Raw genomic sequence first — 25,448 nt, forward strand, 5'->3', positions numbered from 1 at the left:
ATACTGTGGTAAGGCTTATATTTGATAAGCTAATAATTTATATAAAATTAAAGGTGGTTTTGAATATATGGGAGCGTGGATTAGCTTGTTCGTAGCGGGGCTCTTTGAGATTGTGTGGGCTGTGAGTATGAAATATTCGGAAGGTTTTACCAAGTTGTGGCCATCCGTAATTACTGTCATGGCTATGTGGATTAGTTTTGCCTTTCTGTCATATTCGCTTAAATATATACCAATAGGCACATCTTATGCTATATGGGTTGGTATAGGAGCAGTAGGTGTCGCAGTACTTGGTGTTGTATGGTTCAATGAGCCAATAACGCTTGCGCGTATTGCTTGTATATCTCTTATAGTGCTAGGTGTGGTAGGCCTCAAGTTGGTTGCATCTTCGGATGTGTCTGCTTAGGTCATTATCCACTAATGAGCAATTTGGGTATCGCTACGTTGCCCGAAACTTCCCAGGCTTAAAATTACCTGGCAGTAAGCTCAGGCCTTTTGGATGGCAAACTACTGATAAAACAACAGATGCAGGATGGAATTAATGTTACCTAATAAAATCTATCTAATAGATAGGTCAAAAGACCTGGTGGAAGCCTGGCGTCAGGTTTTTGAAGGAATTGATATTTTTGAAGTTGTAGAGGGAGATTATTTTTCGATATCCGCCGATGCCATGGTGAGTCCGGCCAATAGCTTTGGAATTATGGATGGAGGTTTGGATCTTCCAATCCGGAATACATTGGGTTTTGAAGTTGAGGAGAGGTTACAGGAAAGAATCAAGTCTGATTTCCATGGTGAGCTACCTGTAGGGGCGGCAATAATAGTTCCAACATCTAATGACAGTTGGCCGTACCTTATAGCTGCTCCAACAATGCGCGTGCCAGAAGATATATCCACTACGTTAAATGCTTATCATGCTTTCAGGGCTATTCTAAATTCCGTTCAGATGTTCAATCAGTCACCTAATGGCTGTCAGATAAATTCAATTGTATGTTCAGGATTGGGTACGGGAATAGGCAACTTATCAGTTAGGCGCTGTGCGGGACATATGAGGGCGGCCTATAGTTATCTGTCCAAGCCTTCCAGGATTCCAAGTTATAATGAGATTCATGAGTCCCATAAAAAGTTACAATTAACATACTAAGATTTTTTGATAAATTTTATTGAATTGATACTGGATTTTTGTAGTTCAATATTAATGGTCAGTATTTCCGGAGCAGCTAGTTATGAATACAGTCGAATTCAGGAGGCTCAACGCTATAAACCAGAAGGAATTATTAGCTGTTCTTAATGAAGATAAACTCAGAATGCATCTGATTGATCACGCATACTTTGATGACAATTCTCTGAAACACTGGGTCGAGGCCAAACTTATAGTTGACTCTCTTCCAGGTTGTCGAGTTAGAGCTGTCTGCATAGACGGTAAAATTGCCGGGTGGTGTGGGATCCAGCCAGATGATCATGGTTATGAGCTGGCAATTGTCTTATCCCAGAAATTTTGGGGGCTAGGGATAAGTTTGTTCAAGGTTTTGATGCGTTGGGCAAATGAACTCAAACATAAAGAAGTGCTATTTCATTTGTTGGATACCAGGCCAGATTATAAAGTATTGAGTAAAATTGCGAGTCGAGTGATTAAGACATATCAACTGGGGCGCAGCTTTAACACCTATTTTATTGATGTAAGGCGTAGCCTTATGGATAGTATTTAATAATCTGAGTGGTATCCCCTAGAAAGCCCGATTATAAGGACAGTTATAAATTGGGGGGGGATGGAACTAGATGGCCAATACTAGCAGTGGTGTCACTCAACGCCGAAGATAGATACTCATTATCTTCAAAGAATTAGACCGATCCAATGTACTCACCACGTGCTGGATAATCGTTTTCTTGGACAAATTCGAGTGCTCCGATCATTTCTTTGAAATGTGGACGCACGAAAGGCATGGTTTGCACTATGGCAAAATAGAGCGTGCTATCATTCCGAACCAGAAACACACCTGGTTCAGAGAAAAGGATAGGCTTTTCGATACCTACAGAAGTGGCTCCATGACCTGATGAAAGGTAAAGGCCCCACTCTTTTGCGACTTGCAGGGGCAAATTATAGCCAATACGTAAATCAGGGTAAGCAACCTTTTCAGCCATCTTTATGGCATTATTTTTGTCGTCTGAGGATACTGCGATTGTTTTAACTCCTTTCGCAAGGAATTCAGGCGTCAAACGGCCAAGTTCCTTCAAGTAAGAAACGCAGATAGGGCAGTGAAAGCCACGATAGAACACAACCAGAGTTGCGTAACCGGGGGCGTCTTTAGATAAGTCAAATGTACCGGATGATAAGGTTTCCACGACCAGATTAGGTACAGGATGTTGGGGGGATTCGCATTGTTTTCTTCTCATTATCATTCTGTAGAATGTGTTGCAGCTGTTTGAACAAGTAGATTTTAAACTGTAAAAGTTTGGTTTAGAATCTAGACAGGCACTGTGATTTCATTGATTGTGAAGTTTTGTATAACCATAAATACATCAAGTTACCTATTTTCTGGTGAAGCGCAATTAATACTGTCGACATAGCTGTCAATATAGCTGAAATTCGGTCAGCCAGAGTAAGTGTATTTGGTTTGGTAGAAAGAAAATTGGCGCTTTTTTGGATGTTTTTTTTAATCAGTAACGCGAGATAGTATTAATATCCGTTATCGATTTTGAATTAAGGGTAAGCAGAAGTCATCATAAAATGAAGAAAGTAGCGATATTTGGAAAGCCTGGGGGAGGAAAGTCTACTCTTGCCATGAATCTGGCTGCTGTTACGGGTCTTAAATATTTCCCACTGGATACGGTAGAGTATAATAAAAATGGTGAGCGTATTTCTCCTGAAGATTTTTTGGGCGAACACTCTGAACTAATTGAATCTGATAACTGGATAATTGATGGCTTGGGTACGATGGAGTCGTTTTGGGCACGTATTGATGCAGCCGATACGCTCATTATTGTTGACTTGCCATATTATATTCATTACTGGTGGATTACTAAAAGGTTGTTAAAAAGTTGTTTTGTGAGGCCCGTAGGTTGGCCTGAGGGCAGTTCCGTTCTAAAAGGTACATTCGCAAGCTGGCAATACTTGCGATTATCACCCAGATTCTGGAGTGATGAATTATTTGATAAAATACAATCTCTAGGCGAAAACAAAAAGATATACAGGATTGAGAAGGTAGATGAGATTAATAGTTTTGCGCATCGATTTTCGAGAACTGATACTAATATTTAGCCGGTAAACTTATCAAATAAATAGGCGTATTTATGTCTAAAATACATGGTTTTGCCTATATTCAATTTTGCTTCGATTGCTTGATTGTAAAATTTTATAAGTTGTCATTCTTTGCTGCATACAAATTGATATCCCGGGTGTTGGGCAATGTCTAAGTGTTTGAGCCGGTGTTGTTTTATAACTGCAGGCCTTTCTTAGGCATTAAACTCTTCCTTTGTCTACCTCAATCAATTTCTCTTAACGGTGCTATGCTTAGTGTTTTTATTATCGGAGCATTGCCAGGTGACTCGAGACATCTTTCTAAAAGTTGGGCTTATTGTGGTACTTGCCCTAAATACTACGGCTCAATCAATTGCTTTTACGACTAAGGAAGATCGGCATAAAGCGGAGAGTTTGATCCAACAGCTTGAAAAAAAATACCTTAGTAATGAGGTGCCCATTATTATTAAAAAACTTGAGGACAATGTATTGCCAGATTCAATATTGCAAGCATTTGCGTTGGAACAGCATTTGATCATTCAGTCAGATCTTCGTAGCAATGCACTATCTTTACATCGATTTGGAGGTTCCTCAAGTCAAATAGTTCGACAGTTCTTTACTCGGCTGGTCACCGGTGAGGTTATGGCCAGTGAGCAGTTGCCAGCTCTTATCAAGGCCCTAGAGATCTCTGATAAACAAATTAACGAGTACCAACCATTAGCCGGAGCACAAGCATACCCAGCTTATACTACGTGGTTGGCAAATTATGCTATGCCTGCGGAAATTGCTGCTGCATTGTTGATCAATTTTCAGAGTTTTGGTAAAAATGTTGGACGCATGGCTAAGGCGCTTAAACAGAATAAGAAAATGTCAGACAGCCAGCTCGCATTCTTAATCAGTTTTAGAGAATTGCCCCCTGGATTTCGAGAGCAAGTAATAGATATAGTTGCCAAGGGTTTGGCTTCAGGAATAAGTGAGTTAAATATCGAAACACGTGTTAGGCTTATTCAGTCCTATGAAAAGGAATTCTGGCGAGCACTGGAAAATTCTGGTGATACCAAACGGAATTCCAATTAACCAGTTTATTGGTTCTTTATGGTAGAGAGTATCGGGAATAGATGAATTGACTAATATAATAAACTTGATATAAACAATATATTGGCTTATGAAAGACATAAAGTATTTCAATGATATGTGTGCTGGGAGGTTGCCTGAACTACTTGGTATAAAAATTATTAATTTGGATGAGTTAAAAATATGCGCAGAAATGGATATTACAGCGTCGCATTTAGCTCCAAATGGATACCTGCATGCCGGTAGTGTTGTTTCATTGGCAGATACTGCTTGTGGTATTGGCTGTATTGCAAATTTACCAAAGACTGCAACGGGTTTTACTACTATAGAACTGAAATCGAATCACTTAAGTACTGTACGGGAGGGAAGAGTAGAGTGTATCGCGAGCCCTATACATAAAGGGCGCACTACTCAGGTTTGGGATGCTGTAGTGCTTTGCCTAAAAACTGGTAAAAAAATTTCTCTCTTTCGCTGTACGCAAATGCTGTTGTACCCATAGTCCCATCTGTAGGATATTGTAGAGAAGTACCTTAATGGAGAAGTATTGATTATGTCATGGGCATATTGAGAAAAAATACTTTTTTAAAATCCCATGGCTATTAGCCGGCTTAACTGTGGCTCATAGGTAGCTTTATTCTATGTACCAATATGATTCTGGTGTGAGATTTGGTACCGCTGTGAATTTTTCTAATATAGTCATATTTTATAAAACTTTGTATGGGTTCCCAAGTCATACCACCAGTGAAGTTAATATCAAGTATATAGCCCTGGCGTTCTTTCATGATTAAAATTCTATTGTTGGTACTCACTCTCTTATTGATTTCTTTATCAACTGTTGCTAACGACCCGAAGCGAAATCAAATTGGTAGCTGGGGAGGTGTCATATTCAAAAGTGATCCTTTATTGAATTTACATCTTTTCCTGTATGAGTTGGCAAGAGATAGGGATGCTCTGGAGGAGTTCAAGAGTAATGGTGCCATCACTTCTAGTAAGATTTCCATCTTTGAGAAGGCGATTAAAGATTATCGTAAACTTGGGGCGGAAAATAATATTCATATTGTTAGGTCTGAATCTGAAATAGCAAATTTAACTGAAGCTCTGATGACCGGTAAGGGTATTGACAATAGTGAGGCAGAGAATACGTTGGGTCACCATATAAATGAGATTGCTCCATTATATAATGCAACCCTGTGGGGGAAGCACTTAGAGAAGAATCTGGAGTGGCACCAGGAGTTGCAATTTAAGCTAAAGAGGTATGGCAATAAAATATCTGCAGATCTTGAGAGATTGTTTGCTGAAGATTTAATAGTTAATACTCATACGATCAATATTACTTACAAGTCGGGCTTGCGCCAGGGGGCGACAACTTCTGCAAGAAGCCACCAAACTATCATCAATAGCACCTATCCAGATTATAGTGGCTGGTTGGCTTTGGAAATGTTCTTTCATGAACTGTCTCACGTTAGTAGTGTTGGAAGAAAAAGTACACTCCGAAGACTGATTGATAAAGAATTTGACAAGTTTGGTGTGGCTGACAAAAAGGGGATATGGCATCCGATTCAGTTTTATACAGTTGGCGAGACTGTGAGAAGGGCTGTTTCAAGGGTTGAGCCTAATTATACGGCCTATGCGAAAGCAAATGGGTTATATAGAGGACACTGGGACTATAAGGTACTTCTTGATAAATATTGGATGCCGTATCTTGATGGCTTGGTCTCCATGGATGAAGCTATAACCAATATTGCTAAAGCCCTTTCAAAAGAGAAGGGTAAAGAATTGACTAAATTTAAAATGTGGGGAAATAAAAGTGCAACCTAAAAACCTGTCTGAACATCCTGAGGGTGGAAGATATCTTGAGGTATTCAGGTCGAATGCTGTAGTTACCAATCAAGATGGGCAGAAAAGGTCTGCCCTTACACATATTTATTTTTCATTGAATAATGGGGAGGTTAGTCGTTTTCATAGGGTGCAATCAGATGAAGTATGGAACCTGTATCAAGGCGCTGGATTATATCTATATACCTGGGATGGGTTAGGTAAGGAAGTTAAGCGAACAGAGCTTTCTACACAATGTAATACTTTCTGTGATGTTATTCCTGCTGGTGTCTGGCAGGCAGCCGAACCTATCGGAGAATCGGTTCTGGTGGGTTGTTCGGTCGGCCCCGGCTTTGATTTCTCTGATTTTGAGATAATTGATCCTCGGTCAGGTACGGCCAATAAGCTACGAAGTATAGACTCCGGTTTTCAAAAGTTTATAGAGCCATAGCAATACATTTGAACTGACTGGATGTAGAGGGAGTGGATAGATATGTTTGAGCTGGGAGTTAATATTTCCTTAACTTTACTTTTTGGCTGGTCTTTAATTTGGGTTTTCCTTGCCTGGGGATTGGGAGTTGCCAACTTTGCGCAGGCACATGATAAGTTTGTAAGCTGGTTGGGCTATTGTGTTTGGGGCTTGTTAATCTTGCTGCATTTTTATGCAATATATGCTTTGTGGATGAATCTATTCCCGGCCTATTGGATGGTTATTATTCTGTTCATATCACATTTGCTCTTTGGGTTTGTTTTTGGTCGAAACCTCAGTGCTCGTTAAGAGCTCAAGTGAGATTTACCGAAGTGTACTTGCCCCTAACATGGATCTTTTCCCTCTCCACACAGAAGTGACTACCAAATATGACTATGCTCCGGTAAAGCTGAGTAGCCAGTTTCCAAACCTGCTACTCAGCTTGTATAGCGATATCTAGGGACCTTGATTAACTAACAGCAGCTGCTCTAATTGCCGAGAGAAAGAAGTCTTTTGGATCGAACATCTCTAGGCTGCCGACAATATAGTCGGCACTTCCAAGCGTACTCTCACTTCCTACACCGACAGCAGTCATTCCCTGTGCGGCCTTGATAGCCGTAACACCGGCTGCGGCATCTTCAAAGGCAATGCAGAATTCAGCTTCAACCTGCAGGCCTTGTGCGGCTGCGAGAAAAATTTCCGGAGACGGTTTGGGGGCTGATTGCTCCGGGTCTGTAATATATGAGAAGAAATCTGATATTCCCAAAGCTTGCAAAACGGCCGGAGCATTTTTACTTGCGGAGGCCAGAGCGATGGGAATTTTTCTCTCGTATAGCCAAGCCAGGAGTTTACCTGCACCTGGCAGAAGATCTTCTGGCGAGAGGCTGCGAATCAATTCCTGATAGCGACTATTTTTACGGGAGGCCAGGGCGAGCTTTGCTTCCTCACTGAAATTACCGCTCTCCCTCCCGAGAATGACTTCCAGAGAGGCCATTCTTTCAAGTCCCTTTAGTTTTTCCTCTGTGTCGTCAGCCCAGGGGCGTTGCAGGGCCTCAGCGAGTTGACGCCAGGCTTGCAAATGTAATCGGGCTGTATCTGCTATTACGCCATCCAGGTCAAAAATTGCCGCACGATAGATCATCAAGATACCTCCTCCATCGCTGCCATTTGGAAAGTTTGCTTTTGTCCGGCTGTGCTCAGCATTACTACCTCTTCGCCGTGATACAGGGTGATTGCCTCTCCGCTTACCAGGGTATAGCTGGCTTGAAGGCGATCGATTTCCAGGGCAAGCGTACGACCGCGGAATTGAAGGCGGAAACGATAGCCGTCCATCCCGTCGGGTACGTAGGGATTAAAGTTCAGTTCGTTGCCGTGCAGGCGCATTCCAGCAAAACCTTGCACCATGCACATCCAGGTACCGCCCATGCATGCGGTATGAATACCATGCTGGGTATTATTGTGATGGTTATCCAGATCCATACGCGCTACCTGCTGAAAATAGCTGAGAGCTTTTTCCGGATAACCGACTTCGCTGGCAATAATGCTGTGTATACATGCAGACAAGGTGGAGTCGTGGGTGGTGAGAGGCTCGTAAAAATCAAAATCGCGGCGCTTTTGCTCTACTGAAAATTCGGAACTTTGTAATAAAAGCCCAAGCACAACATCTGCCTGCTTACAAACTTGATGCCGATAGATAACCAGCGGGTGATAGTTCAGTAATAAGGGGTACTTTTCTTCAGGTGTCTCGGCAAAATTCCATACCGGCTTGTTCAGGAAGCCATCGTCCTGGGGATGGATACCTTCAGATTTGTCATAGGGAAGGTACATGGCCTGGGCTGCGCGGGCCCAGTTTGCAGGTTCTTCCGACTCCAGCTGGATTTTTTTAACCAAAGTTTGGCAGGCTTCCGGGTCGAAAGATTGTAGCCATTGGAAGACCTCTTCCGCATATTCCAGATGCGCACGAGCCATCAGGTTGGTGTAGAAATTGTTATCTACTAACGCGGTGTATTCGTCTGGTCCGGTGACTTCATTGATGCAGAATTGGTTGTTACGACGCGGATTGAAGTGGCCGATCTCCATCCACATCCGCGCGCCTTCAATGACTACTTCCGCACCTTTATCTCGTAGGAAATCAGTATCGCCAGTTACCCGGCAGTAGTTACGTACCGCATAGGCGATATCTGCATTGATATGGTATTGGGCGGTACCGGCGGGATAGTAGGCTGAACACTCTTCGCCACCAATTGTTCGCCATGGGAAGAGGGCACCTTTTTGAATGGCCATCTGCCGCGCGCGGGAACGTGCAGACTCCAGAATTGAGTGCCGGTATTCCAAAAGTCCTTTTGCCAATTGTGGCTGGGTATAAAGGAAAAATGGCAACACATAGATTTCTGTATCCCAGAAATAGTGGCCGTCGTAGCCGTCACCGGATAGGCCTTTCGCAGCAATATTAGTGCGCCCATCCCTACCCAGTGATTGGAATAAGTGAAACAGGTTAAAGCGAATCCCCTGTTGCAAGGCATCGTTGCCGCTGACCTGGATATCCGATTCCCGCCAAAAATTCTTCATTTCCAAGTGTTGAGCTTGAGCATGTTCTGTAAAACTATTACGCGCACAACGTTGAAGGTAGTTTTGTACCTGTGCGGCGGTTAAAGGTGCTTTGTTCTGTTCGGCAAAGTAGGCAACATATTTTGTGAGGCGAATTGGGGTATTCCGGTACGCGCTAAAGCGGTAATCCACCGAGACGCAATCTTCACTGCGGAGATTGCTGGAGGTGAAATCATTATTACTTTCACAGTGGTGTAGTGCCCCACTACAGATAGAGAAGCCGCTGCTTTTAACGAATAATGGCAAAGCGAGATAGTCGCCATCGGCAGTACTTTCAAGCCACTCAATATCTCCACTATCTATAGGTGAGGCTAAGCGGGGATCATCACTGCGATCCGCCTGGGCCAAGTCTCCGTCCAAGCGAGATTGCAAGCGTATTTCGCCATCAAAATCGAGGGGAGTTATTTCCAGGCTGACGATAAGCAGGTGCTTTTCACTCAGGGAGACCAGTCGCTGGGCGGTAAGCTCAATGGTCTTGCCGTGGGGTGAACGCCAAGTCAGCGTTCGTTTGGATATGGCGGTGGAGATATCCAGGTGGCGCTCATAATTGATCAGCTCGCCTTCTGACAAGCTGAAGCGCTCACCGTCAATCCAAATGTGAATCGATTTGCCATCCGGAACTGTCAGCATGCGCTGGTTGTTGCGAGCATAGCCGTAAGCGGATTCGCCGTAGCTGATCGGTTCACTGGCATAGACACCGTTGAGGTAGCAACCATCGGTGAATGGTTCCGGTTCATAGCCCTCTTCAAATGCGCCACGCAGACCGATATACCCGTTACCGAGAGAGAAGAGGGTGGCGTTGAGGCAATAATCCTCGGGTTGGAAGCTATTTTCTACCAGGCTCCAGGGATGAATCTCGTGTTTGACTTGTTGTTCTTGCTTCATACCACATCACAGAATCAGTTATTTAGGTTCCACCCCAAGCGGTTGCTTTTCTTGGGCAGGCAGGTTTCAGTCTATCTCCAATTGATATTATTTTGCAATCGATTGCAATTGTGAGCATGTAAAGGTTATAACCATGAATATCGACTGGATCTCATAAACAGATATATCCATAACTCATTGATATTTAAAAATAAAATAGTTTATTAGAGTGATGAACTGATTGGTTTTGTGACTGGATTGGAAGAAAGGTATCCACTTAATATTCCACATTAAATGCAATCGTTTGCATTAAGTGGGTACTTTAAGCAATACTGAGGCCTCAGGCGATGATCACGCAGGTTTCATTCGCCTCACAAAATTAGATCAAAAAATGTACAATAACAGGCTGGTACGGCTTAGCGCCTGAGCCATAGACCGATGAAGAATTTGTTATGAATAATCAGCGCATACTGCTTTCCCTATTCGCCATTTATTTTGTGTTTGCCATTCTGCTAAACAGCGTGGGCACAGTAATCATGCAGGTAATCAATACTTATGGTGTGAGTAAATCTGCCGCCAGTGTATTGGAGGGTTTTAAGGATATCCCTATCGGTGTGGTTTCATTCCTGGTGGCTTCTCAGCTGCCACGCTTGGGATTCAAGAAAGCGATGTTGATAGGTCTGGCGATTGTTGCTGTGGCTTGTACCGCTATGCCGATACTGCCGGGGTTCTGGACAGCCAAACTGCTGTTTCTGTCTGTTGGTGTCGCCTTCGCTTTGGTCAAAGTCGCTGTTTATTCAACCGTTGGTTTGCTTGCGAGAGATCGCAAAGAACATGCGAGCCTGCTAAATACCCTCGAGGGGGTTTTTATGGTGGGTGTGTTGGGGGGCTATTGGCTTTTCAGTGCGTTCATTGATTCCGCCAACCCTGGCTCAACTGCCTGGTTAAGCGTCTACTGGGTATTGGCAGCTATTTGTGCTATCGCCTTCGTCCTGCTGTGGACTACTGAAATGAATGAATCGGGGACTCGTATTGAGGGGGCCAGCCCTCGTCAGGAGTTCCTGGCAATGATCAAGCTAATGGCCAAACCGCTGGTATATATCTATGTGATTTCTGTGTTTATCTATGTGCTGATTGAGCAGGGAATCGGCAGTTGGCTGCCTACATTTAACAATGAGATTCTTAAGCTGCCGGCTGCTATGAGTGTCCAGGCGGCCAGTATTTTCGCAGCAGGCTTGGCGATAGGGCGGCTCGGTGCGGGGGCTATCATGCGGCGTCTGCACTGGTACCCGGTTCTCAATATCTGCCTGTTGGCAATGGCGCTGTTGGTAGTATTAACCTTGCCATTGTCGAGTAATGTCCAGCCAGATCCAAATATCAGCTGGTTCAATGCGCCGATAGCCGCATTTGTCCTCCCATTGATAGGCCTGTTTATGGCCCCCGTATATCCGGCGATCAACTCAGTGATGCTGAGCTCACTGCCTACACACCAGCACTCCGCAATGACCGGGTTACTGGTGATTTTCTCTGCATTGGGGGGGACAACGGGCTCACTAATAACAGGAACTGTTTTTGAGGTATTCGATGGCCAGGTGGCTTTCTATCTGTCGCTGGTTCCTATTTCAGTGATTCTTATTAGCTTATTCTTCTTCCGTCGTGCAGTGGAGCGGCAGGCACCTGGTGAGCAGGTGCTACCGGCCAGCCCGGTGACCTGATCGAAATTTGTTCCTGTTTTACAAATATTTACCACACCCCTAAGATGGCGTATTTCCCGTGAACAAGGTGAAGTACGTCATGCCGAAGGATTCCTCCTCTCCCGTATCCATGTCAGATATTGCACGGTTGGCGGGAGTCTCAGAATCCACGGTTTCCCGCGCTCTGAACAATAATCCGCTGATCAACGAAAAGACCCGGGAGCGCATTCAGCAGATTGCGCGGAGCATGAATTACAAGATTAATGAGAGCGCGCGCAATCTGCGTTTGAAGCGTAGCCATACCATTTCAGTGGTGATCAATACCGGTTGCGCGGGTGGCCAGACGTTTTCCGATCCCTTTATGCTGGACATGATTGGTGCCATTGCCGATAAATTGGCACAGTACAAGTACGATTTGCTGTTCTCTAATAGTATTGCCAGCAATGACGATTGGCACTCCTACCTGATGGGTTCTCGTCGTGCCGATGGGGTCATAGTGATTGGCCAGGGCGTGGATGACAACCCGCTGCGGGAGTTACAGAAACTGGGAGATCCCCTAGTGGTTTGGGGGGGCACCACCAAGCCGGGCTCGGAATACTGCATTGTAAGCAGTGACAACCAGATGGGGGGGCACCAGGCAACTAAGCACCTGCTTAGCCTGGGGCGCAGAAAAGTTATCTTCTTGGGCGACACCGCTCACCCGGAAATCAATGGTCGCTACGAGGGGTACCGCACGGCACTGACTGATACTGGGCTGGGTAAAACTGAACGACAGATTCCGGTGTCTTTCTCTAGTGAGAGTGGTTACCAGACAATTATCGATTTGATTGGTCGGGAGGGGCTGACTTTCGATGGGGTATTCGCAGCCAGTGACAGCATCGCCATGGGTGCAATCAAGGGCTTGCAGGCATTGGGCCATAGGGTGCCAGAAGATGTAGCGGTGGTGGGCTTTGATGATATTCCCATCGCGCCTTTCTATACCCCACCTCTCACTACTGTGCGCCAGAATATTCACCGCGCTGGCGAGTTGATGGTTGAGAAGGTTATGCGGCTTGTAGGGGGGCAAAGTGCTGAGCCAGAAGTTTTGCCCACTGAGCTGGTGGTGCGGGCTTCCTGTGGTGCAAACCCCGAATACCAGCCGGTTCAGGAGTTCTTCCAAGAGGGGCATGGTTAAAGTAACCTCTATTCCCTTATCTTTGCCAGTTATTCCCCTCTCCTCAGAGGTTTCTCTACTTGGTCCCGCAATTGAGGCTCCGCAGAAACGGTGGAGTCCATTTATCACCTCTTAGGTGGATTCCTATCGTATTTTGGTGCCGTTGGTGTCCGATGCCTACAAGCTGGGCGTGATTACCAGCATCGCTGCTATGGCAGACATTGTACCCTCATAAATATGTTGGGTACTTAACAGCATTCGTTATATTTTCGGCTTATCTATACAAATTGCGGTTGATAAAAACACCTTATAAAAATCCTCAGCAGCATGTAACTCAATGTTTCAATTTCTAGGAAGGACATAGATTCAATTGCAACCAGGATTAGATAAGTAATATGAATGCGGGAATCATCTCCTTGAGCCACACTTTCGAGATAACTTTCCTATCAAGTGGATACTTTGGTAATTAATATGGCGGAAGAAAGAACGCCTCTCACAAAGACCCAATTCTTGGGCCTGACAGCGTTAAGCCTGGCTGTATTTCTAATTGCGAATGATTTCACTGCGTTCTCTGTGGCAATACCCGCCATGGAAAAAGAGTTTAATTCTGATATCACTACGGTCCAGTGGGTAATCAATGGTTATACCCTGGTTTTTGGTGTTCTAATTATTTCCGGTGGTCGTTTGGCAGACATGTTTGGGCGCCGACGAATATTCTTTATAGGTACCGCTATTTTTGTATTTTTCTCCCTTCTGGGCGGACTGGCTGTAGATGTTTGGATGCTATTGATTTCGCGAGCATTAATGGGTATCGGCGGAGCAATGATGTGGCCGGCGATACTGGGAATGATTTATGGTTTGATGCCCGAGGATCGCTCGGGTCTTGCTGGTGGCTTGATCATGGCGGTGTGCGGAGCATCAAATGCGATTGGCCCCATGCTGGGGGGGACACTGACAGATTTACTGAGTTGGCGTTGGATCTTCTTTATTAATGTACCTATAGCAATCTTGGCGTGCTTTGTCTGTTGGCGGGTTGTAGCTGATGACAGTCCTGAAGAGGTGCGTGAGCGTATAGATTATGCCGGAGTAACTGCTCTTACAGTTTCCTTATTTGGACTGCTGGTTGCCCTGGATCTCGCTGTGGATTTTGGTTTTAAGAGTCCGTTAATAGTAGCGCTGTTTTCGATATTTTTATTGTTTATAGGCTTATTTGTGATCATTGAGCGCAACGCTGGTAAGGATGCACTGATTCCTCAGGATGTAGCGAGTAACAGCAAATTCTTTGCTGCCGGTATTGCTACTCTACTACTTTCAGTGGTTTTCTTTGCCGCACTTTTGTATGTACCGCAATTTCTAACCAAGGTTCGCGGCTACTCGGCAATGGCGTCAGGTATGGGCTTATTGCCGATGATGATCGTATTTGGCCTGGTATCTTACGTTTCAGGAAGTTTGTATGAACGGTTAGGGGCCAAGGTAATCGTTTCTGCCGGAACGGTGTGTATGTGTGCCGGAATGTTTATGTTGTCACACCTACATGAAGACACCCAATATTCCAGTATGATTCCCGGACTAATGATACTGGGAGCCGGTATAGGGCTCTTTTATTCAACCATTACCACAGCTGCAATTACTGTTGTTGATCCATCCAGGTCAAGCCTGGCCGGGGCGATTCTCTATATGTTCCAAATTGCTGGTGGTGCTCTCGGATTGGGAATGAATACCACTATTGTAGTTATGGCACCGGATTTACCAACAGGTATAGACCGTGCATTTACAGTCAATGCTTACTTGGCTCTGGCGGGATTGATAGTTTGTATTCTGTTTGTGAGTGGTAAAACTATAGAAGTGGAGATAGAGGAGGAAGGCATCCTTTAGCAATAGTAGAATTCCTTCCAAAGCCAACTATTAATTTACTTTTCTTTCGGCAGTGTCTAATTGAAAGTCGCTAATAATCGACGTGTATTGAAGTAAAATAACGTGATAGTTTGAATCCTGCCAAAACTATTAATTACCCCTTTGTGAGTGGTATGCGGCCACCCGCTGTAAGGGTGGCCTTCACGATGATTTATTGTTAGTAAAATCTAGTCACTATTGAGATATGTGTAAAGCAGATAATCATGGTACTCCTCATCTGATAATTCGGCATCTTCCTTCAGCTTCTTAATCAGTGCAATTTGTGCTGGATTATCAAAAGTTAAAGGTGCTTTTTTCAGACTTTTGGGTCTTGGCTTGATTCTTCCATCGGACCCCGAAAAATAGTACCAATCATGGGGGATTGCCACTTTTCGGTTATCATTCCCTTCGACTACTCTGGATGTTAAACCTTCGTGGTAGGTAATCATTCTCCCATCCCTCCCCCAGGTGGTCTTCCATGGTGAGAGAGATGGAATGGCTATCAGCCTTTCATCAAAACCGGAGTCTGTTAGCCAGCCTGCGGGATAAGCTATCAATCTTGAATCGCGTCCTTGATCGGATTCCCAGCCGGGGGGTACTACAATCTTGCGGTAATCACTGCCTGCTCTGACATTTTTTCCCCACAGTCTGTTACCGTGTTCATCTACATCCCAATCCCTTGGAATTGCCACGCCGCGACCATCTCTTCCTTCAAAATACCCCCATTCACTATAGGGGTAGGAAATTATCCTTCCATCATCTCCTTCTTGTGTGTAAAAACCGCGGGGATAGGCAACAATTCGGCCATCCGAACCCTCGCGGTGATCCCACTCATGGGGAAAAGTGATCCAACGACCATCGCTGCCTTTCGCAATTCGCCAATCGGCAGGGTAATGGAGTACGCGTCCATCCCAGTCATCTTGATGGTCATAATTCAATGTTTTCCAAAACGGAACATCTTCAGTATTGACATTTACACCCAGATGAACCGGCCCTGGCACTACAGCCTCAAAACCAGACTGAGCATTAACTGTGGAGGTAAAACAAAGGGAAATAAGTATGAGTAAAAGAGCTTTTCCATACAGGGCTTTAATTTTCATAAAATTGCATTTCTAACCGTAAATTTTTTATTTGTTCTTAATAGTGTGAAAATTTAGTCGATAGATAGGGTAGAGAAAGATCACATAAACCTATCATGTGGCTTTTTGGATAAAAATTCTCCTTGCTAGAGTTCATAAGGTAAAAAATCCACCCTAATATTGCATGCATAAATGCAGCAGGCAATAAGGAGTCGAACAATCGTACTTGATTTGTGGATAGGAATAGAAGAAACACGCTTAAGAATTAATATTCATAATTTTGTCTTTTGTCACGAAAGCCACATTTGTTCTTCTTTGGCAATTTCCCTCTCTAATGTCTCAACATCTTGATATTTAGGTGTGGGAAGGAGGGTAAATATTTAGGAGGTTAACTCTGCTTTGTATCTTTTAGAATGTTAGGGTTTAGAGGTTTTTTGAAGGTCTTTCTGATAAATGATTTTTAGAAATTTCTGTTGTTGGTCTTTTGGATGCTGTAACTAGGGAAAATTTCTATTTGCCGTTTAATTTTTCCTTGGATGAGGGAGTAAGGTATGGTCGTTACGGATTGAAGAAAGGTTGCAGTCCACAACGTCGCATAGTTTTAAATTATTGGGTGGGCAAAACTAATACTTACAGGGCTTTACTTAGCTACTCTTGCCCCAGATAGAATGCTTTGGCATTCTTCCAAAGTACTTTGCTGGATGCAGCTTCTCCCAATGTATCCTGAATTAATGTAATGTCTCCATACTTGAAGGGTCTTGGAGCCCTGGTGGAGGGAAGGTCAGATCCGAACATCAGGCATTCTGGGTTTGCTTTATATAAATCAGCAATAGCCGAGGCCGGTTGAAAATCCAGGCGTCCAAACCCTGTCGCTTTTACTCTTACTCCTTGCTCAGCAAGCTGTAATACTGATTTGAAACCTGCTTTTCGTAGCCCTAAATGATCGATTGAAACCTTGGGCAAGGCCAGCAAGGTTTGAATGAGTGCATCTAATTGCTGTGAATCTATATATAGCTCGACATGCCACCCAGCAACCTCATAAATTCTTTGGGCAAAGGGTGTAATTTTGGAAATATCCTCTGAACCTCCACGCCTTAGGTTAAAGCGTACCGCACGAATACCGGCCTTATTTAAGCGAAGAATAGTATTATTGTCTGTACTTGATAATAATTGAGTTACTCCAACGTAGTTTTTTCCCAATCGTGCCAGGGCATCCAAAAGGTAGGTTTGATCCTGTTTCTGGAATGATCCAGAAACAACTGCACCACCAGCCAGTTCATAATTATCGAGCTTGCTTAGGTAATCAGCAGTAGTGAATGGCTCAGGGGTGAATCCCTGGTTTGAATAAAGAGGGAATCCTGGTGCGATAATATGTAGATGACTATCGAAAATTGTAATTCTACCTTGCTTCATGTTCCCATCTAATATCTTAGTATTTAGGTGATTTTTATAAGTTTAGTCTGCCTACATTTGTAGGTCTTGTCTATATGTAAGTTTGGCCCCCATTTAAAACTCTGAGGGAGCAAGACTAAACACTTCAATAGCTTTGATATTGCTTAGCATTGTTAATCTAGGCAATCTGGATTTGATGTTTTAAAAATATTGCCTGTCCATAGATTAATGCCTGTACAGTTTGTGTCGGAAAGATCCTGTAAATCAAAGGCATTATTATCTAGTGAGGTGTTTCCAGATATTTGATTGTTGGTGCTATTGAATCCAGATATATTTATTCCAGCACGATCTGAGAAACCACTAGTTCCATTCTTGGTGACGAAATTTTGACTAACAATATTGTTTGATGCACCATCGGTTATTTCAATTCCATTGCTGTAGTTGTTGGTAACAAAATTTTGAGATACTGTTGTATGGTCTGCATTGACTTGGATTCCACTGGCACCATCAATGGCTCCCACAATGTGGTTGAGATTGACTAGGGTGAATTCTCCATTAATTGTTATTCCCTGATCACCAGCTGACTCTATATAATTTTGCAGTATTTTGTTTTTGTCGCCTCTTATATCAATTCCGTCGTCATTGCCAGTATCAATAATATGATTTCTTACAATGGTATTGCTGTCGCTATCAATAACGATGCCTTCCCTAGGGGAACTTAATATTTTGATACCTTCTATTATGTGAAATCCATCACCCTCCAGATTTAAGCCGTCAGGGCAGTTAGTAATTGTCCCCCCGGAGACAAGCCCCGAGAATCCATTAACCAGAATGCCTGCGATACCATGCTGGCTGGCTGTTTCACATATAATTTCTCCATCTCCAACCATTTGTAAGTTTCCATTTGGGCCAAAAACAGTTAGTGCGTAGGGCGAATCTTGTGTCAATTCACAAGTAAGCGGCTCAGATAGCACAGTAGTGGAGTTTATAACGTCGCCACATTCCACAGCAAAGACAAATGGCGATATGGCAAATACAGCAGCTAAAATAGATGATGTCTTACAAGTATCGATTAATGTTGAATGTTTGAATTTCACCTTGATGTCCCTCTCAGAGATGTAAATGGAAAGAAGTACTTGAGTGTCAATTTTGTCTTACATCATAGTTGAGCTGCTATTTTTCTTTAAATATCTATTCGATATAGTTTGAGTTTTATATATTCCCATACAGTTATCGTCTAAATATTTTTTCTGGGGGAGTGGTCGTTTGGCACTGTAAATTGGATCTATGATTGAGATGGTAGCGGTAGAGTCATATTTGCAAGTGAGCCCTTATGTATCGCTGTCGGGAAATACCTTTATAGTGAAATTCTTTATGAAAATTATTTTTTAAGATAATGATGAAATTGTGGTGTTTGAACGACTGATACTAATTTTTATTAAAAGCACATATTGAATTTAAGGGACCATTGCTTTGCCTCCGCAGTTTCTATAGATGATTCTTAAGTTGGCCAAAAAACTGGTACTTTAGGGTGTCATGTTGTTCGGTCTAGGCCACTTGAGATGGTATTTATTTATGTTGTTGGTCCGAATGGATAAACAATTATTGTTTTAGGTTTCAACTAAGAATTACCCTGGTCCAAAGGCTATTTTGATCGCGTGGGTATCTTTTTCTGGTTAGCTCTCCGTTTTATCCTATAAATATAATTTTGAGTCCTCGTGGTTATACTGTTGTTTTTAGTCAGGTTGTATTGTTTCGATTCTCAAAAATGTAAAAATTGAAAGGCTGGATTTTTACCTAGTCTGAATCAAGTTAAGAGCGCAAAGGAAGTAATATGGGCTTGCTTAAAATTATACTGCCGTTTACAGCTACATTCTGGGTGGCGTGAATTGTGATCGCTTTACCTGCGATAGATGTAGATAATTGGTAGGAAATGGATGTACTCGTTGAGCAAAATACTAATTGCCCCCCTGATCGGAAGGTCCAGCCAATCAGGGAATATGGCTAGTCTTTATATCGATTGAATCGCTCGTATTCGGTCTTTGTGAGCGCGTATTGATACAGAGATTTCAGGGGCAAAAATTTCCCATGAATGAATTACGCCAGGGTGAACATGTAATTCTGTGCTGACCCCTGCATTACCTAGAAGTCCAGCATACTGAATATCTTCATCTCGAAAAATATCCAGCTCTCCAACATCGATATAGGCTGGCGGTAAGTTGGTGGCATCCTTTAAGCGTGCAGCTGCAGCATAAGGACTCACTTTGTTGGAACCAATGTCTTTGCCAAGGTAGGCTTGCCAGGCAGTAAGGTTGTCGTCAAAGGTCCAAAGCACAAAGGGAGCCAGACTGGGGTTTGATGTTGTGGTTCGATCATCTAGCATGGGGTAGATAAGGATTTGTTTCGAGATGGCAGGTCCACCGCGATCTCTACTCATAATGGCTAGTGCTGCTGCCAACCCACCACCCGCACTATCTCCCATCACCGCGATTCTAGTGGAATCGACCCCCATTGATTCAGCGTGCTTAACCAACCAGCTGAGCGCGGTGTAACAGTCTTCAATAGGTGTGGGGTAGGGGTGCTCGGGTGCTTTGCGGTAGTCGACGGAGAGGAATGGCACTCCACTATCAGAAACATACTTGGCAACGGCTTTATCGTATATTTCCACATCATTGTAAATTAAGCCGCCCCCATGGATATAGAGGATTGCAGGGCCTGGAGTGGAATCTCTTTTGTGATACCAGCGTAGCAGGAGGCTTGATTCATTTGAGGCCTTGACTAGAAAATCATCTTTTAACACGTCATTGGGCATTGGATAGGTATTAAATACCATTCTTAAAACCCCTTCACCGATTTCCCGCCTTGTAATGACATCTCCTGGAGGAATCGGCTCAATTGAGTCTATCAGATCTTGGTATTTTGCAGTCGCCTGAACGAATTCCGGATCAAATGTAAAAGCCATGATCGTTATCCTTATATTTAATCTGATGAAGTATAGATAACTCTAAGCAATTGATGAGCTTTAAGCCGAGCTTGGTATGCAAGTGGTAACCACATAAGATTGACTTGATTACGATCAAGGATTTAGCGGGTTTTGGATTGCCGATCGGGATAAGTATTTCGGCTTTGTTTATATAGAGAAAGAGATCGCGCAGGCACTTAGGTGTTCGGGTTCATTGGCTTATTGAGGTGTAAGAGATTGAGAGTTGCTTCAAGAATCTGGAAAGTATTATAGCCATAGCTGGAAGGTGGTGATGCTGTTGCTTATTCGACTGTGAATATCGACATTATTGGAGTGGAAGATCTTTTACCCGAAATAACACTTGCTTACTGTAAGCAATCGCCACTGTCATCACATTACAAAAATGTTTCATTTGCGTATGTCTCTTTGCTAGAATCCGCGCCGACTTAAGATACAGCGATTTCATGGAGGATTTTGAATGAAAACCGTCGCTACATTTTGTGCAGCAATTCTGGCTGTTGCTACCGTAATTCCTACCCAGGCAAGTGCCACCTTTGAGCTTCCAAATTTTAGCCAATGCGCAAAGGTTGCAACTCAAAGTAATACTAACGATCGTGAGGTATACCGGTTTTTTTCTGATTTCTATTATGAAATAGAAGATAAAAGAGAGTATGCGATTACTGCCGTGAGGGAGTGGGCGGAGACTTATGCTCCTGGCTGCCTGGGATCAGCTACTCCGGTTGCCCTTGAGGAAATCCAGTGTGACAACTTTGTTGGCGGCGCACCGGTGTGTCGTATAGAGAGTGACACAGGAGACTATGTGATATCGAAAGATTATGTAGACTCCACTAATGTAGTGCTCTCCAAACATGACGAGCAAAATTGGCCGCAAATCCATGCTTCCAAGGATATGGATATGCTATGGATAGCAAAGCCAGAGCTGTGTTATTCAGAGCTTTTAGAATCTGGAGGTGATTCACAAGCCTATTATCTGGATGCATATAATTACCGTTACTTTGGTGATTACCGCTATGTCTTAGCCCGAACAACTCGCGATTTGGTTCAAAACATAGCAGCTCAGCCTGGCCAGTGTATGTACGACACTGTGGGTGTTGAAGCCTATAAGATGGAGTGTTCAGAGACTTCCAAAGGCACCAAAGTGTGTGCTTCAAGGCATACCAACGGCGGTTTCTTTGTCTTTGTAAGTGATGACAACCATGGAATGCATGTTATTTTCAATCGCTGGGACTAGCATCAGGCTATGACTTTAAAAGGCTTCCCTTGCCAGGGGAGCCTTAATTTTATATCTGCCAACCTCTTTTCTTATCTCCTGTTTACCGCGCGCTTCATATCCCTTAGGTAACTAGAATGGTGTTAGTCTCGCCTTGATTGCGTTAAGCGAAGGGACTTGCTTCTTTTCCAATCTGCTGATAATTTAAAAATGTGATCACATTTTTAATACACCCAAAAAATGTGACTAGAGTCATGTTTATGGGGAGGAATAGTAAGAAGGCAAAGGAATACGACTGATGCTCGATGGGATTATAAAAGCCTCTGCGGAACATAGTGTTAAGGTTGCCAGCCTGGTGGCTAAGCTGTTGCAGGCTCTTGTAGGTCATAAGCGGGAGATTGACTTAGAGCAGTTAACGGCTGTTTCCAAGAGCCTCCTGTCTGAAGGTAGTGGCTTCCATGTTTTCCTATATCTGGTTGAAGGTATTGAGGTTGGGGTAATTACTGTGTCACAGTCTGCAGCTATTTATGCTGGTGGGCACTATGGTGTGATTGAAGAGCTTTATGTTGAACCTGAATACCGCTCTAGATTGATCGGCAAGGCTTTGCTCAACAGGGTTGTGAGCTTTGCCAGGGAGCAGGAGTGGCCGCGACTGGAGGTAAGTACACCAGAGAAAGAGCACTGGCAGAGGACGATAGATTTTTACCGAAGAGAAGGGTTCGTCGATAATTCCATCGGGGAAAGACTGAAACTAAATTTGTGAAGTAAGAAAAACTCAGGGCCTGTGCTGGATAATCATCTGTTTATCTTCTTTCTGTTTATTGCTATTAAGTGTTGGCCTACAAAGTGAGGTCCTCTATTGCTATATTGAAGATCTTGCCGTTGTAATTTGACTTTTTGACGTAGAGGTTCGCATTGGTAGTTTTCTTTGGGGGAGCCTGAAATATGGTTTTGGAGCTATAGTATTCAAAAAAGAAGAGGTCAATAGAGTAAAATTTCAGGCTATAGCTAGAGTCAGGCTTTCTACTTGATTCATGCTGCCTTGCCCAATCAACTGAAAATGAATTTCTATCTGTTGTCAGCTTTGCGATCCGTGGAATAGTTACCGCAAAATTTATATATAACTACCTGTAAATTGTAAGTGGTATAAAGGAAGGAAACTGCCAGCATAACTTTTAGACGGCGAGTCGTTTTTGTTGTCGTTCTAAAATATATTTTTCCTGGATGAATGGCTGAGTGAAGCTGAATAGTGCAGATGGAGCTAATGTCTATGATAGAGGTATAGCGGGCCGTTGAGCTTTCGAGTTAGCAATAAGCTAATCGGCAAATAGGGTATCAGGTACATTGCCTGAAATTTCTGTCAATAAAAATTAACACATAAATTTCCACTTTTTCCAAGCCTCTTTTTAGATTCTCGGCACATCTATTACTCACAAAGTTTGTGGTGAATAAAATTTCTCTTGATGGTTGTATCTTTGTTTGAAGTTGCTTTGTAGAAATGAAGGCTTGATAAGGTTTTAAAATCATCAGGGGCTCTATTCAAGGATCATGCTATTTTTGTAATGACACAGAAATCAACGTCGAGATTCCTGTTTGAGCTTCCTGGTGCTTCAAATTTATTTCTTTTTGGGTGGCGGATAATTCCTTTAATAGCTTGTTTGTGTAAGTCTTGCGGGTGAGTTGCTTTTCTTCAAATTTACGAAAGTTATGATGTTATAAGCAATGGTTGCTCTTTAAAATCTTTAGATAAATGGTATTTTATTGGATATCTATTGAGGACCGATCTCTTTAATGGAGTTGTTTTCAATATTCATTTGCATGACTGTATAGTTCATTTTTAATTAATTTTTAACTTTCTCTTTTGGTGGTTTCTGTCACAGTTCCAGTCTTGATTTTTCCAGTTTAATATATTTAACTGCTTCGCTATTGTGTTTGGCAGAATAATATTTTTGTAAATATTTCTTGATTGAGTAATAAGAAATATAAAATTATCTCTCGCTGTCTGAGATCTAATTTTTTCGTTAACTGGTTCAAATAGTCCATTAAACATTGGGTCAGAAAGGCAGTCGGCCGTTTATTCAGGGAAAGTAATGAAACGTCGCGATCTTTTGAAAGCTGCAGGGGCTATCTCTGCATTACCACTTGCTGGTATGTCCTCAATGACAGCTCAGGCACGTAGCAAGATAACTGATACCGATTTTCCAGAATCCATTATGTATGGCAGCCTGGAGGATTCATCTGGACATTTATCGGTAATCCAGGGGAATTTGCCAGATGATGTTACGGGTCATTTATTGATGGCTGAGGGAATCCCCATCGCTCCTAATCACCTGACACCAAACGGAAAAGGAGCGCTTACACGACTGGATTTTAGCGGCCGAAGTAACAACTCCAATGTTGCTTATACCCGAAAAATGATTCGAACTGCTTCTGCCATTATGCAAGAGCAGGATCTTAGTGGCTTTGACAAATTTAACCTCTTGGGTGGAACTATTTATTCCAGTCCAAATCTGGGCTTCATGAATTATTGCAATACGGCTCCCAATTATATGGGGGATAATCGCTTTGCGATGAGTTATGAGGGCGGTATGCCGTACGAGTTTGACGCAACCACTCTGGAGATGATCACGCCTATTGGTGAAGTGGATGAGTGGGAATCCAGCCTGCCTCCACTACTTGAGAATCTCACACCTAAAAAGTGGCTGTTTCCCCAGATTCGCACGACAGGGCACCCTTTCTTCGACTTGGAAACCGGAGAGTGCATCACTATTAATTATGGTGGCAATATGGGTGACTCAGGTCGCTCTGGGTTTATCCGGCTGATTTCCTGGGATCAGCAGGGAGCTTTCAAAAGCTGGAATATTCGTGATCGCCAAGGGAACAATGCCTATATTGCTGCCAGCTCACACTCCCTGGGGGTAACACGCAATCACGTCGTGATTTTTGAGACAGCCGCAAGGGTTGAGTCCACACGAATACTTGGCACACGAATTGTACTGCCGCAAGAGCATCGCACGCGCTGCTGGGTGTTGCGCAAAGCGGATATGATAACTGGCCGTGAGGATATAGTTGCCGACTACTTGGAATTGGGTTTCGATACTTCCGATATTGTTTGTAACTACGATGATAGCGCTGGTGAAATTACCCTCTATGGCCAGTACATGGGGGCTATGGATAAGTCAGAGCAACTGTTCCGCTACGAGATTTTGCAGGAGGGTGGTTTGGTACCCTCTTGGCTATCTGGTTATCCTGCCGCACCGGTAGATGTTGGTGGGCTTGTCCGTGCTCGTATTCAGGTGACTTCCGGTTCTGCGAGGGAGATTAAAGAAGACTATCAGGTTATACGTGATGAGCGTCTTCTGTGGGATATGAATGACCCTGCTTACAGAGGCCACTTCCAGTTCCCCGAAACTTTTGAACACCTGTATTGGGCAGCAGTTGGCTATCGTCCCAATCTGGTTTCTATGCGTGTGTCCTGGGCCTACCGGAACTATCCAGAGCGCCACTTTGGTTACTGGGATATGCCAGAGGAAAGTCGGCCTTCAGCACTGGTTCATATGGATTGCAAGCAAATGCGTATTGCTGATGCTTATCAGTTCCCGGATGACTGTGTGATGCGCACGCCTCAATTTATGGCCAGACCCGGCTCCACGGCACAGAATGACGGTTACCTGATTGCTGCTGTGGTCAGGAAAAATCCCACCACTTCAGCTTCCAATGGCAAGGAATTCTGGATTTTTGATGCGGCTGCTTTAAGCCGTGGGCCACTTTGTATTCTCGCCAGTACTTCACTGGAGTTTGCCACCACCAACCATGCCCTGTGGGTACCCTCAATAGGGAGACGTCCCATTGCAGCTTACCGCTCAGGTTATGGAGACTTCCTTCGCGGTAAAGCTCCAGATCATAGCGGTAATGTACAAGACATTATTAACCGGGAGCTGCTGCCCCGATTCGGTTAATTCACTTATCCAATTGAAATGCAA

At 43.6% G+C, this 25,448-nt stretch carries 22 protein-coding genes; 15 read left to right on the forward strand and 7 right to left on the reverse strand.

Annotation, left to right across the window (positions count from 1 at the left end; all coding sequences use genetic code 11):
* Positions 1 to 67: 67 nt before the first annotated feature.
* From ACJJJB_RS05715 to ACJJJB_RS05725, 3 genes are all read left to right on the forward strand, one after another.
* A complete protein-coding gene (locus tag ACJJJB_RS05715) occupies positions 68 to 403 on the forward strand; it encodes a DMT family transporter (RefSeq protein WP_020414961.1) in 336 nt (111 codons plus the stop codon).
* Between the two features lie 126 nt (positions 404 to 529).
* Entirely contained in the window at positions 530 to 1,138 is a 609-nt protein-coding gene (locus ACJJJB_RS05720; protein WP_282950962.1) for a macro domain-containing protein, read from the forward strand.
* Positions 1,139 to 1,220: 82 nt separating this feature from the next.
* Positions 1,221 to 1,703, forward strand: coding sequence for a GNAT family N-acetyltransferase (locus tag ACJJJB_RS05725; protein ID WP_282950961.1), 483 nt, complete (start codon positions 1,221 to 1,223; stop codon positions 1,701 to 1,703).
* 133 nt (positions 1,704 to 1,836) lie between these two features.
* Here the strand turns inward: ACJJJB_RS05725 and ACJJJB_RS05730 are convergent, their stop codons facing one another.
* Positions 1,837 to 2,388, reverse strand: coding sequence for a peroxiredoxin-like family protein (locus ACJJJB_RS05730; RefSeq protein ID WP_282950960.1), 552 nt, complete (start codon positions 2,386 to 2,388; stop codon positions 1,837 to 1,839).
* Positions 2,389 to 2,722: 334 nt separating this feature from the next.
* On the opposite strand from ACJJJB_RS05730, the gene ACJJJB_RS05735 reads away from it, so the two are divergent.
* The 6 genes from ACJJJB_RS05735 to ACJJJB_RS05760 all read left to right on the forward strand — a co-directional run bounded on the left by ACJJJB_RS05735 (position 2,723) and on the right by ACJJJB_RS05760 (position 6,899).
* Complete coding sequence (locus ACJJJB_RS05735; RefSeq protein ID WP_282950959.1) at positions 2,723 to 3,253, forward strand: P-loop NTPase family protein; 531 nt, start codon at positions 2,723 to 2,725, stop codon at positions 3,251 to 3,253.
* Between the two features lie 282 nt (positions 3,254 to 3,535).
* Complete coding sequence (locus ACJJJB_RS05740) at positions 3,536 to 4,309, forward strand: thiaminase II/PqqC family protein (protein WP_353375158.1); 774 nt, start codon at positions 3,536 to 3,538, stop codon at positions 4,307 to 4,309.
* Between the two features lie 88 nt (positions 4,310 to 4,397).
* Positions 4,398 to 4,805, forward strand: a complete 408-nt coding sequence (locus ACJJJB_RS05745) for a PaaI family thioesterase (protein WP_020414967.1) — start codon at positions 4,398 to 4,400, stop codon at positions 4,803 to 4,805.
* A gap of 281 nt (positions 4,806 to 5,086) precedes the next feature.
* Positions 5,087 to 6,124, forward strand: a complete 1,038-nt coding sequence (locus ACJJJB_RS05750; protein WP_445365870.1) for a hypothetical protein — start codon at positions 5,087 to 5,089, stop codon at positions 6,122 to 6,124.
* Complete coding sequence (locus ACJJJB_RS05755; RefSeq protein ID WP_445365871.1) at positions 6,114 to 6,572, forward strand: cupin domain-containing protein; 459 nt, start codon at positions 6,114 to 6,116, stop codon at positions 6,570 to 6,572. The genes ACJJJB_RS05750 and ACJJJB_RS05755 overlap by 11 nt, the downstream gene beginning before the upstream one ends.
* A 42-nt stretch (positions 6,573 to 6,614) precedes the next feature.
* On the forward strand, positions 6,615 to 6,899 hold the full coding sequence (locus tag ACJJJB_RS05760; protein WP_020414971.1) for a hypothetical protein: 285 nt from the start codon (positions 6,615 to 6,617) through the stop codon (positions 6,897 to 6,899).
* Between the two features lie 160 nt (positions 6,900 to 7,059).
* Here the strand turns inward: ACJJJB_RS05760 and pgmB are convergent, their stop codons facing one another.
* Positions 7,060 to 7,731 carry a beta-phosphoglucomutase gene (gene pgmB / locus ACJJJB_RS05765; protein WP_445366266.1) on the reverse strand — a complete coding sequence of 224 codons (672 nt, stop codon included), beginning with the start codon at positions 7,729 to 7,731 and terminating at the stop codon, positions 7,060 to 7,062.
* Positions 7,731 to 10,082, reverse strand: coding sequence for a glycoside hydrolase family 65 protein (locus tag ACJJJB_RS05770; protein ID WP_445365872.1), 2,352 nt, complete (start codon positions 10,080 to 10,082; stop codon positions 7,731 to 7,733). Before ACJJJB_RS05770 ends, pgmB begins: the two co-directional genes overlap by 1 nt.
* 431 nt (positions 10,083 to 10,513) lie before the next feature.
* On the opposite strand from ACJJJB_RS05770, the gene ACJJJB_RS05775 reads away from it, so the two are divergent.
* The 3 genes from ACJJJB_RS05775 (at position 10,514) to ACJJJB_RS05785 (ending at position 14,783) form a co-directional block, all read left to right on the forward strand.
* On the forward strand, positions 10,514 to 11,776 hold the full coding sequence (locus ACJJJB_RS05775) for an MFS transporter (RefSeq protein WP_445365873.1): 1,263 nt from the start codon (positions 10,514 to 10,516) through the stop codon (positions 11,774 to 11,776).
* 79 nt (positions 11,777 to 11,855) lie between these two features.
* Entirely contained in the window at positions 11,856 to 12,929 is a 1,074-nt protein-coding gene (locus ACJJJB_RS05780; RefSeq protein WP_444901791.1) for a LacI family DNA-binding transcriptional regulator, read from the forward strand.
* Positions 12,930 to 13,379: 450 nt separating this feature from the next.
* Positions 13,380 to 14,783 carry an MFS transporter gene (locus ACJJJB_RS05785; RefSeq protein WP_020414977.1) on the forward strand — a complete coding sequence of 468 codons (1,404 nt, stop codon included), beginning with the start codon at positions 13,380 to 13,382 and terminating at the stop codon, positions 14,781 to 14,783.
* 206 nt (positions 14,784 to 14,989) lie between these two features.
* Here the strand turns inward: ACJJJB_RS05785 and ACJJJB_RS05790 are convergent, their stop codons facing one another.
* The 4 genes from ACJJJB_RS05790 to ACJJJB_RS05805 all read right to left on the reverse strand — a co-directional run bounded on the left by ACJJJB_RS05790 (position 14,990) and on the right by ACJJJB_RS05805 (position 20,234).
* Positions 14,990 to 15,901 carry a hypothetical protein gene (locus ACJJJB_RS05790; RefSeq protein ID WP_444901790.1) on the reverse strand — a complete coding sequence of 304 codons (912 nt, stop codon included), beginning with the start codon at positions 15,899 to 15,901 and terminating at the stop codon, positions 14,990 to 14,992.
* Positions 15,902 to 16,528: 627 nt separating this feature from the next.
* Positions 16,529 to 17,293 carry an amidohydrolase family protein gene (locus ACJJJB_RS05795; protein ID WP_020414979.1) on the reverse strand — a complete coding sequence of 255 codons (765 nt, stop codon included), beginning with the start codon at positions 17,291 to 17,293 and terminating at the stop codon, positions 16,529 to 16,531.
* 152 nt (positions 17,294 to 17,445) lie between these two features.
* On the reverse strand, positions 17,446 to 18,369 hold the full coding sequence (locus ACJJJB_RS05800) for a right-handed parallel beta-helix repeat-containing protein (RefSeq protein ID WP_445365874.1): 924 nt from the start codon (positions 18,367 to 18,369) through the stop codon (positions 17,446 to 17,448).
* 914 nt (positions 18,370 to 19,283) lie between these two features.
* On the reverse strand, positions 19,284 to 20,234 hold the full coding sequence (locus ACJJJB_RS05805; RefSeq protein WP_020414981.1) for an alpha/beta hydrolase: 951 nt from the start codon (positions 20,232 to 20,234) through the stop codon (positions 19,284 to 19,286).
* A gap of 478 nt (positions 20,235 to 20,712) precedes the next feature.
* Between ACJJJB_RS05805 and ACJJJB_RS05810 the strand changes: the two genes are divergently transcribed.
* The 3 genes from ACJJJB_RS05810 (at position 20,713) to ACJJJB_RS05820 (ending at position 25,424) form a co-directional block, all read left to right on the forward strand.
* Positions 20,713 to 21,486: a hypothetical protein gene (locus tag ACJJJB_RS05810; RefSeq protein ID WP_444901789.1), complete on the forward strand. Its 774-nt coding sequence runs from the start codon at positions 20,713 to 20,715 to the stop codon at positions 21,484 to 21,486.
* A gap of 277 nt (positions 21,487 to 21,763) precedes the next feature.
* Positions 21,764 to 22,228 (forward strand): GNAT family N-acetyltransferase, encoded by a 465-nt coding sequence (locus ACJJJB_RS05815; RefSeq protein WP_020414983.1) that lies wholly within the window; start codon positions 21,764 to 21,766, stop codon positions 22,226 to 22,228.
* Positions 22,229 to 23,555: 1,327 nt separating this feature from the next.
* Entirely contained in the window at positions 23,556 to 25,424 is a 1,869-nt protein-coding gene (locus ACJJJB_RS05820) for a carotenoid oxygenase family protein (RefSeq protein WP_020414984.1), read from the forward strand.
* Positions 25,425 to 25,448 lie beyond the last annotated feature (24 nt).

The organism is Microbulbifer variabilis, assembly GCF_052468405.1.

Excerpts from the sequence above, each read along its gene's own strand:
- ACJJJB_RS05715 (WP_020414961.1), top strand. The coding sequence starts at position 68 with ATGGGAGCGTGGATTAGCTTGTTCGTAGCGGGGCTCTTTGAGATTGTG.
- ACJJJB_RS05720 (WP_282950962.1), top strand. The coding sequence starts at position 530 with ATGGAATTAATGTTACCTAATAAAATCTATCTAATAGATAGGTCAAAA.
- ACJJJB_RS05725 (WP_282950961.1), top strand. The coding sequence starts at position 1,221 with ATGAATACAGTCGAATTCAGGAGGCTCAACGCTATAAACCAGAAGGAA.
- ACJJJB_RS05730 (WP_282950960.1), bottom strand. The coding sequence starts at position 2,388 with ATGAGAAGAAAACAATGCGAATCCCCCCAACATCCTGTACCTAATCTG.
- ACJJJB_RS05735 (WP_282950959.1), top strand. The coding sequence starts at position 2,723 with ATGAAGAAAGTAGCGATATTTGGAAAGCCTGGGGGAGGAAAGTCTACT.
- ACJJJB_RS05745 (WP_020414967.1), top strand. The coding sequence starts at position 4,398 with ATGAAAGACATAAAGTATTTCAATGATATGTGTGCTGGGAGGTTGCCT.
- ACJJJB_RS05750 (WP_445365870.1), top strand. The coding sequence starts at position 5,087 with ATGATTAAAATTCTATTGTTGGTACTCACTCTCTTATTGATTTCTTTA.
- ACJJJB_RS05760 (WP_020414971.1), top strand. The coding sequence starts at position 6,615 with ATGTTTGAGCTGGGAGTTAATATTTCCTTAACTTTACTTTTTGGCTGG.
- pgmB (WP_445366266.1), bottom strand. The coding sequence starts at position 7,731 with ATGATCTATCGTGCGGCAATTTTTGACCTGGATGGCGTAATAGCAGAT.
- ACJJJB_RS05770 (WP_445365872.1), bottom strand. The coding sequence starts at position 10,082 with ATGAAGCAAGAACAACAAGTCAAACACGAGATTCATCCCTGGAGCCTG.
- ACJJJB_RS05775 (WP_445365873.1), top strand. The coding sequence starts at position 10,514 with ATGAATAATCAGCGCATACTGCTTTCCCTATTCGCCATTTATTTTGTG.
- ACJJJB_RS05780 (WP_444901791.1), top strand. The coding sequence starts at position 11,856 with ATGCCGAAGGATTCCTCCTCTCCCGTATCCATGTCAGATATTGCACGG.
- ACJJJB_RS05785 (WP_020414977.1), top strand. The coding sequence starts at position 13,380 with ATGGCGGAAGAAAGAACGCCTCTCACAAAGACCCAATTCTTGGGCCTG.
- ACJJJB_RS05790 (WP_444901790.1), bottom strand. The coding sequence starts at position 15,901 with ATGAAAATTAAAGCCCTGTATGGAAAAGCTCTTTTACTCATACTTATT.
- ACJJJB_RS05795 (WP_020414979.1), bottom strand. The coding sequence starts at position 17,293 with ATGAAGCAAGGTAGAATTACAATTTTCGATAGTCATCTACATATTATC.
- ACJJJB_RS05805 (WP_020414981.1), bottom strand. The coding sequence starts at position 20,234 with ATGGCTTTTACATTTGATCCGGAATTCGTTCAGGCGACTGCAAAATAC.
- ACJJJB_RS05810 (WP_444901789.1), top strand. The coding sequence starts at position 20,713 with ATGAAAACCGTCGCTACATTTTGTGCAGCAATTCTGGCTGTTGCTACC.
- ACJJJB_RS05815 (WP_020414983.1), top strand. The coding sequence starts at position 21,764 with ATGCTCGATGGGATTATAAAAGCCTCTGCGGAACATAGTGTTAAGGTT.
- ACJJJB_RS05820 (WP_020414984.1), top strand. The coding sequence starts at position 23,556 with ATGAAACGTCGCGATCTTTTGAAAGCTGCAGGGGCTATCTCTGCATTA.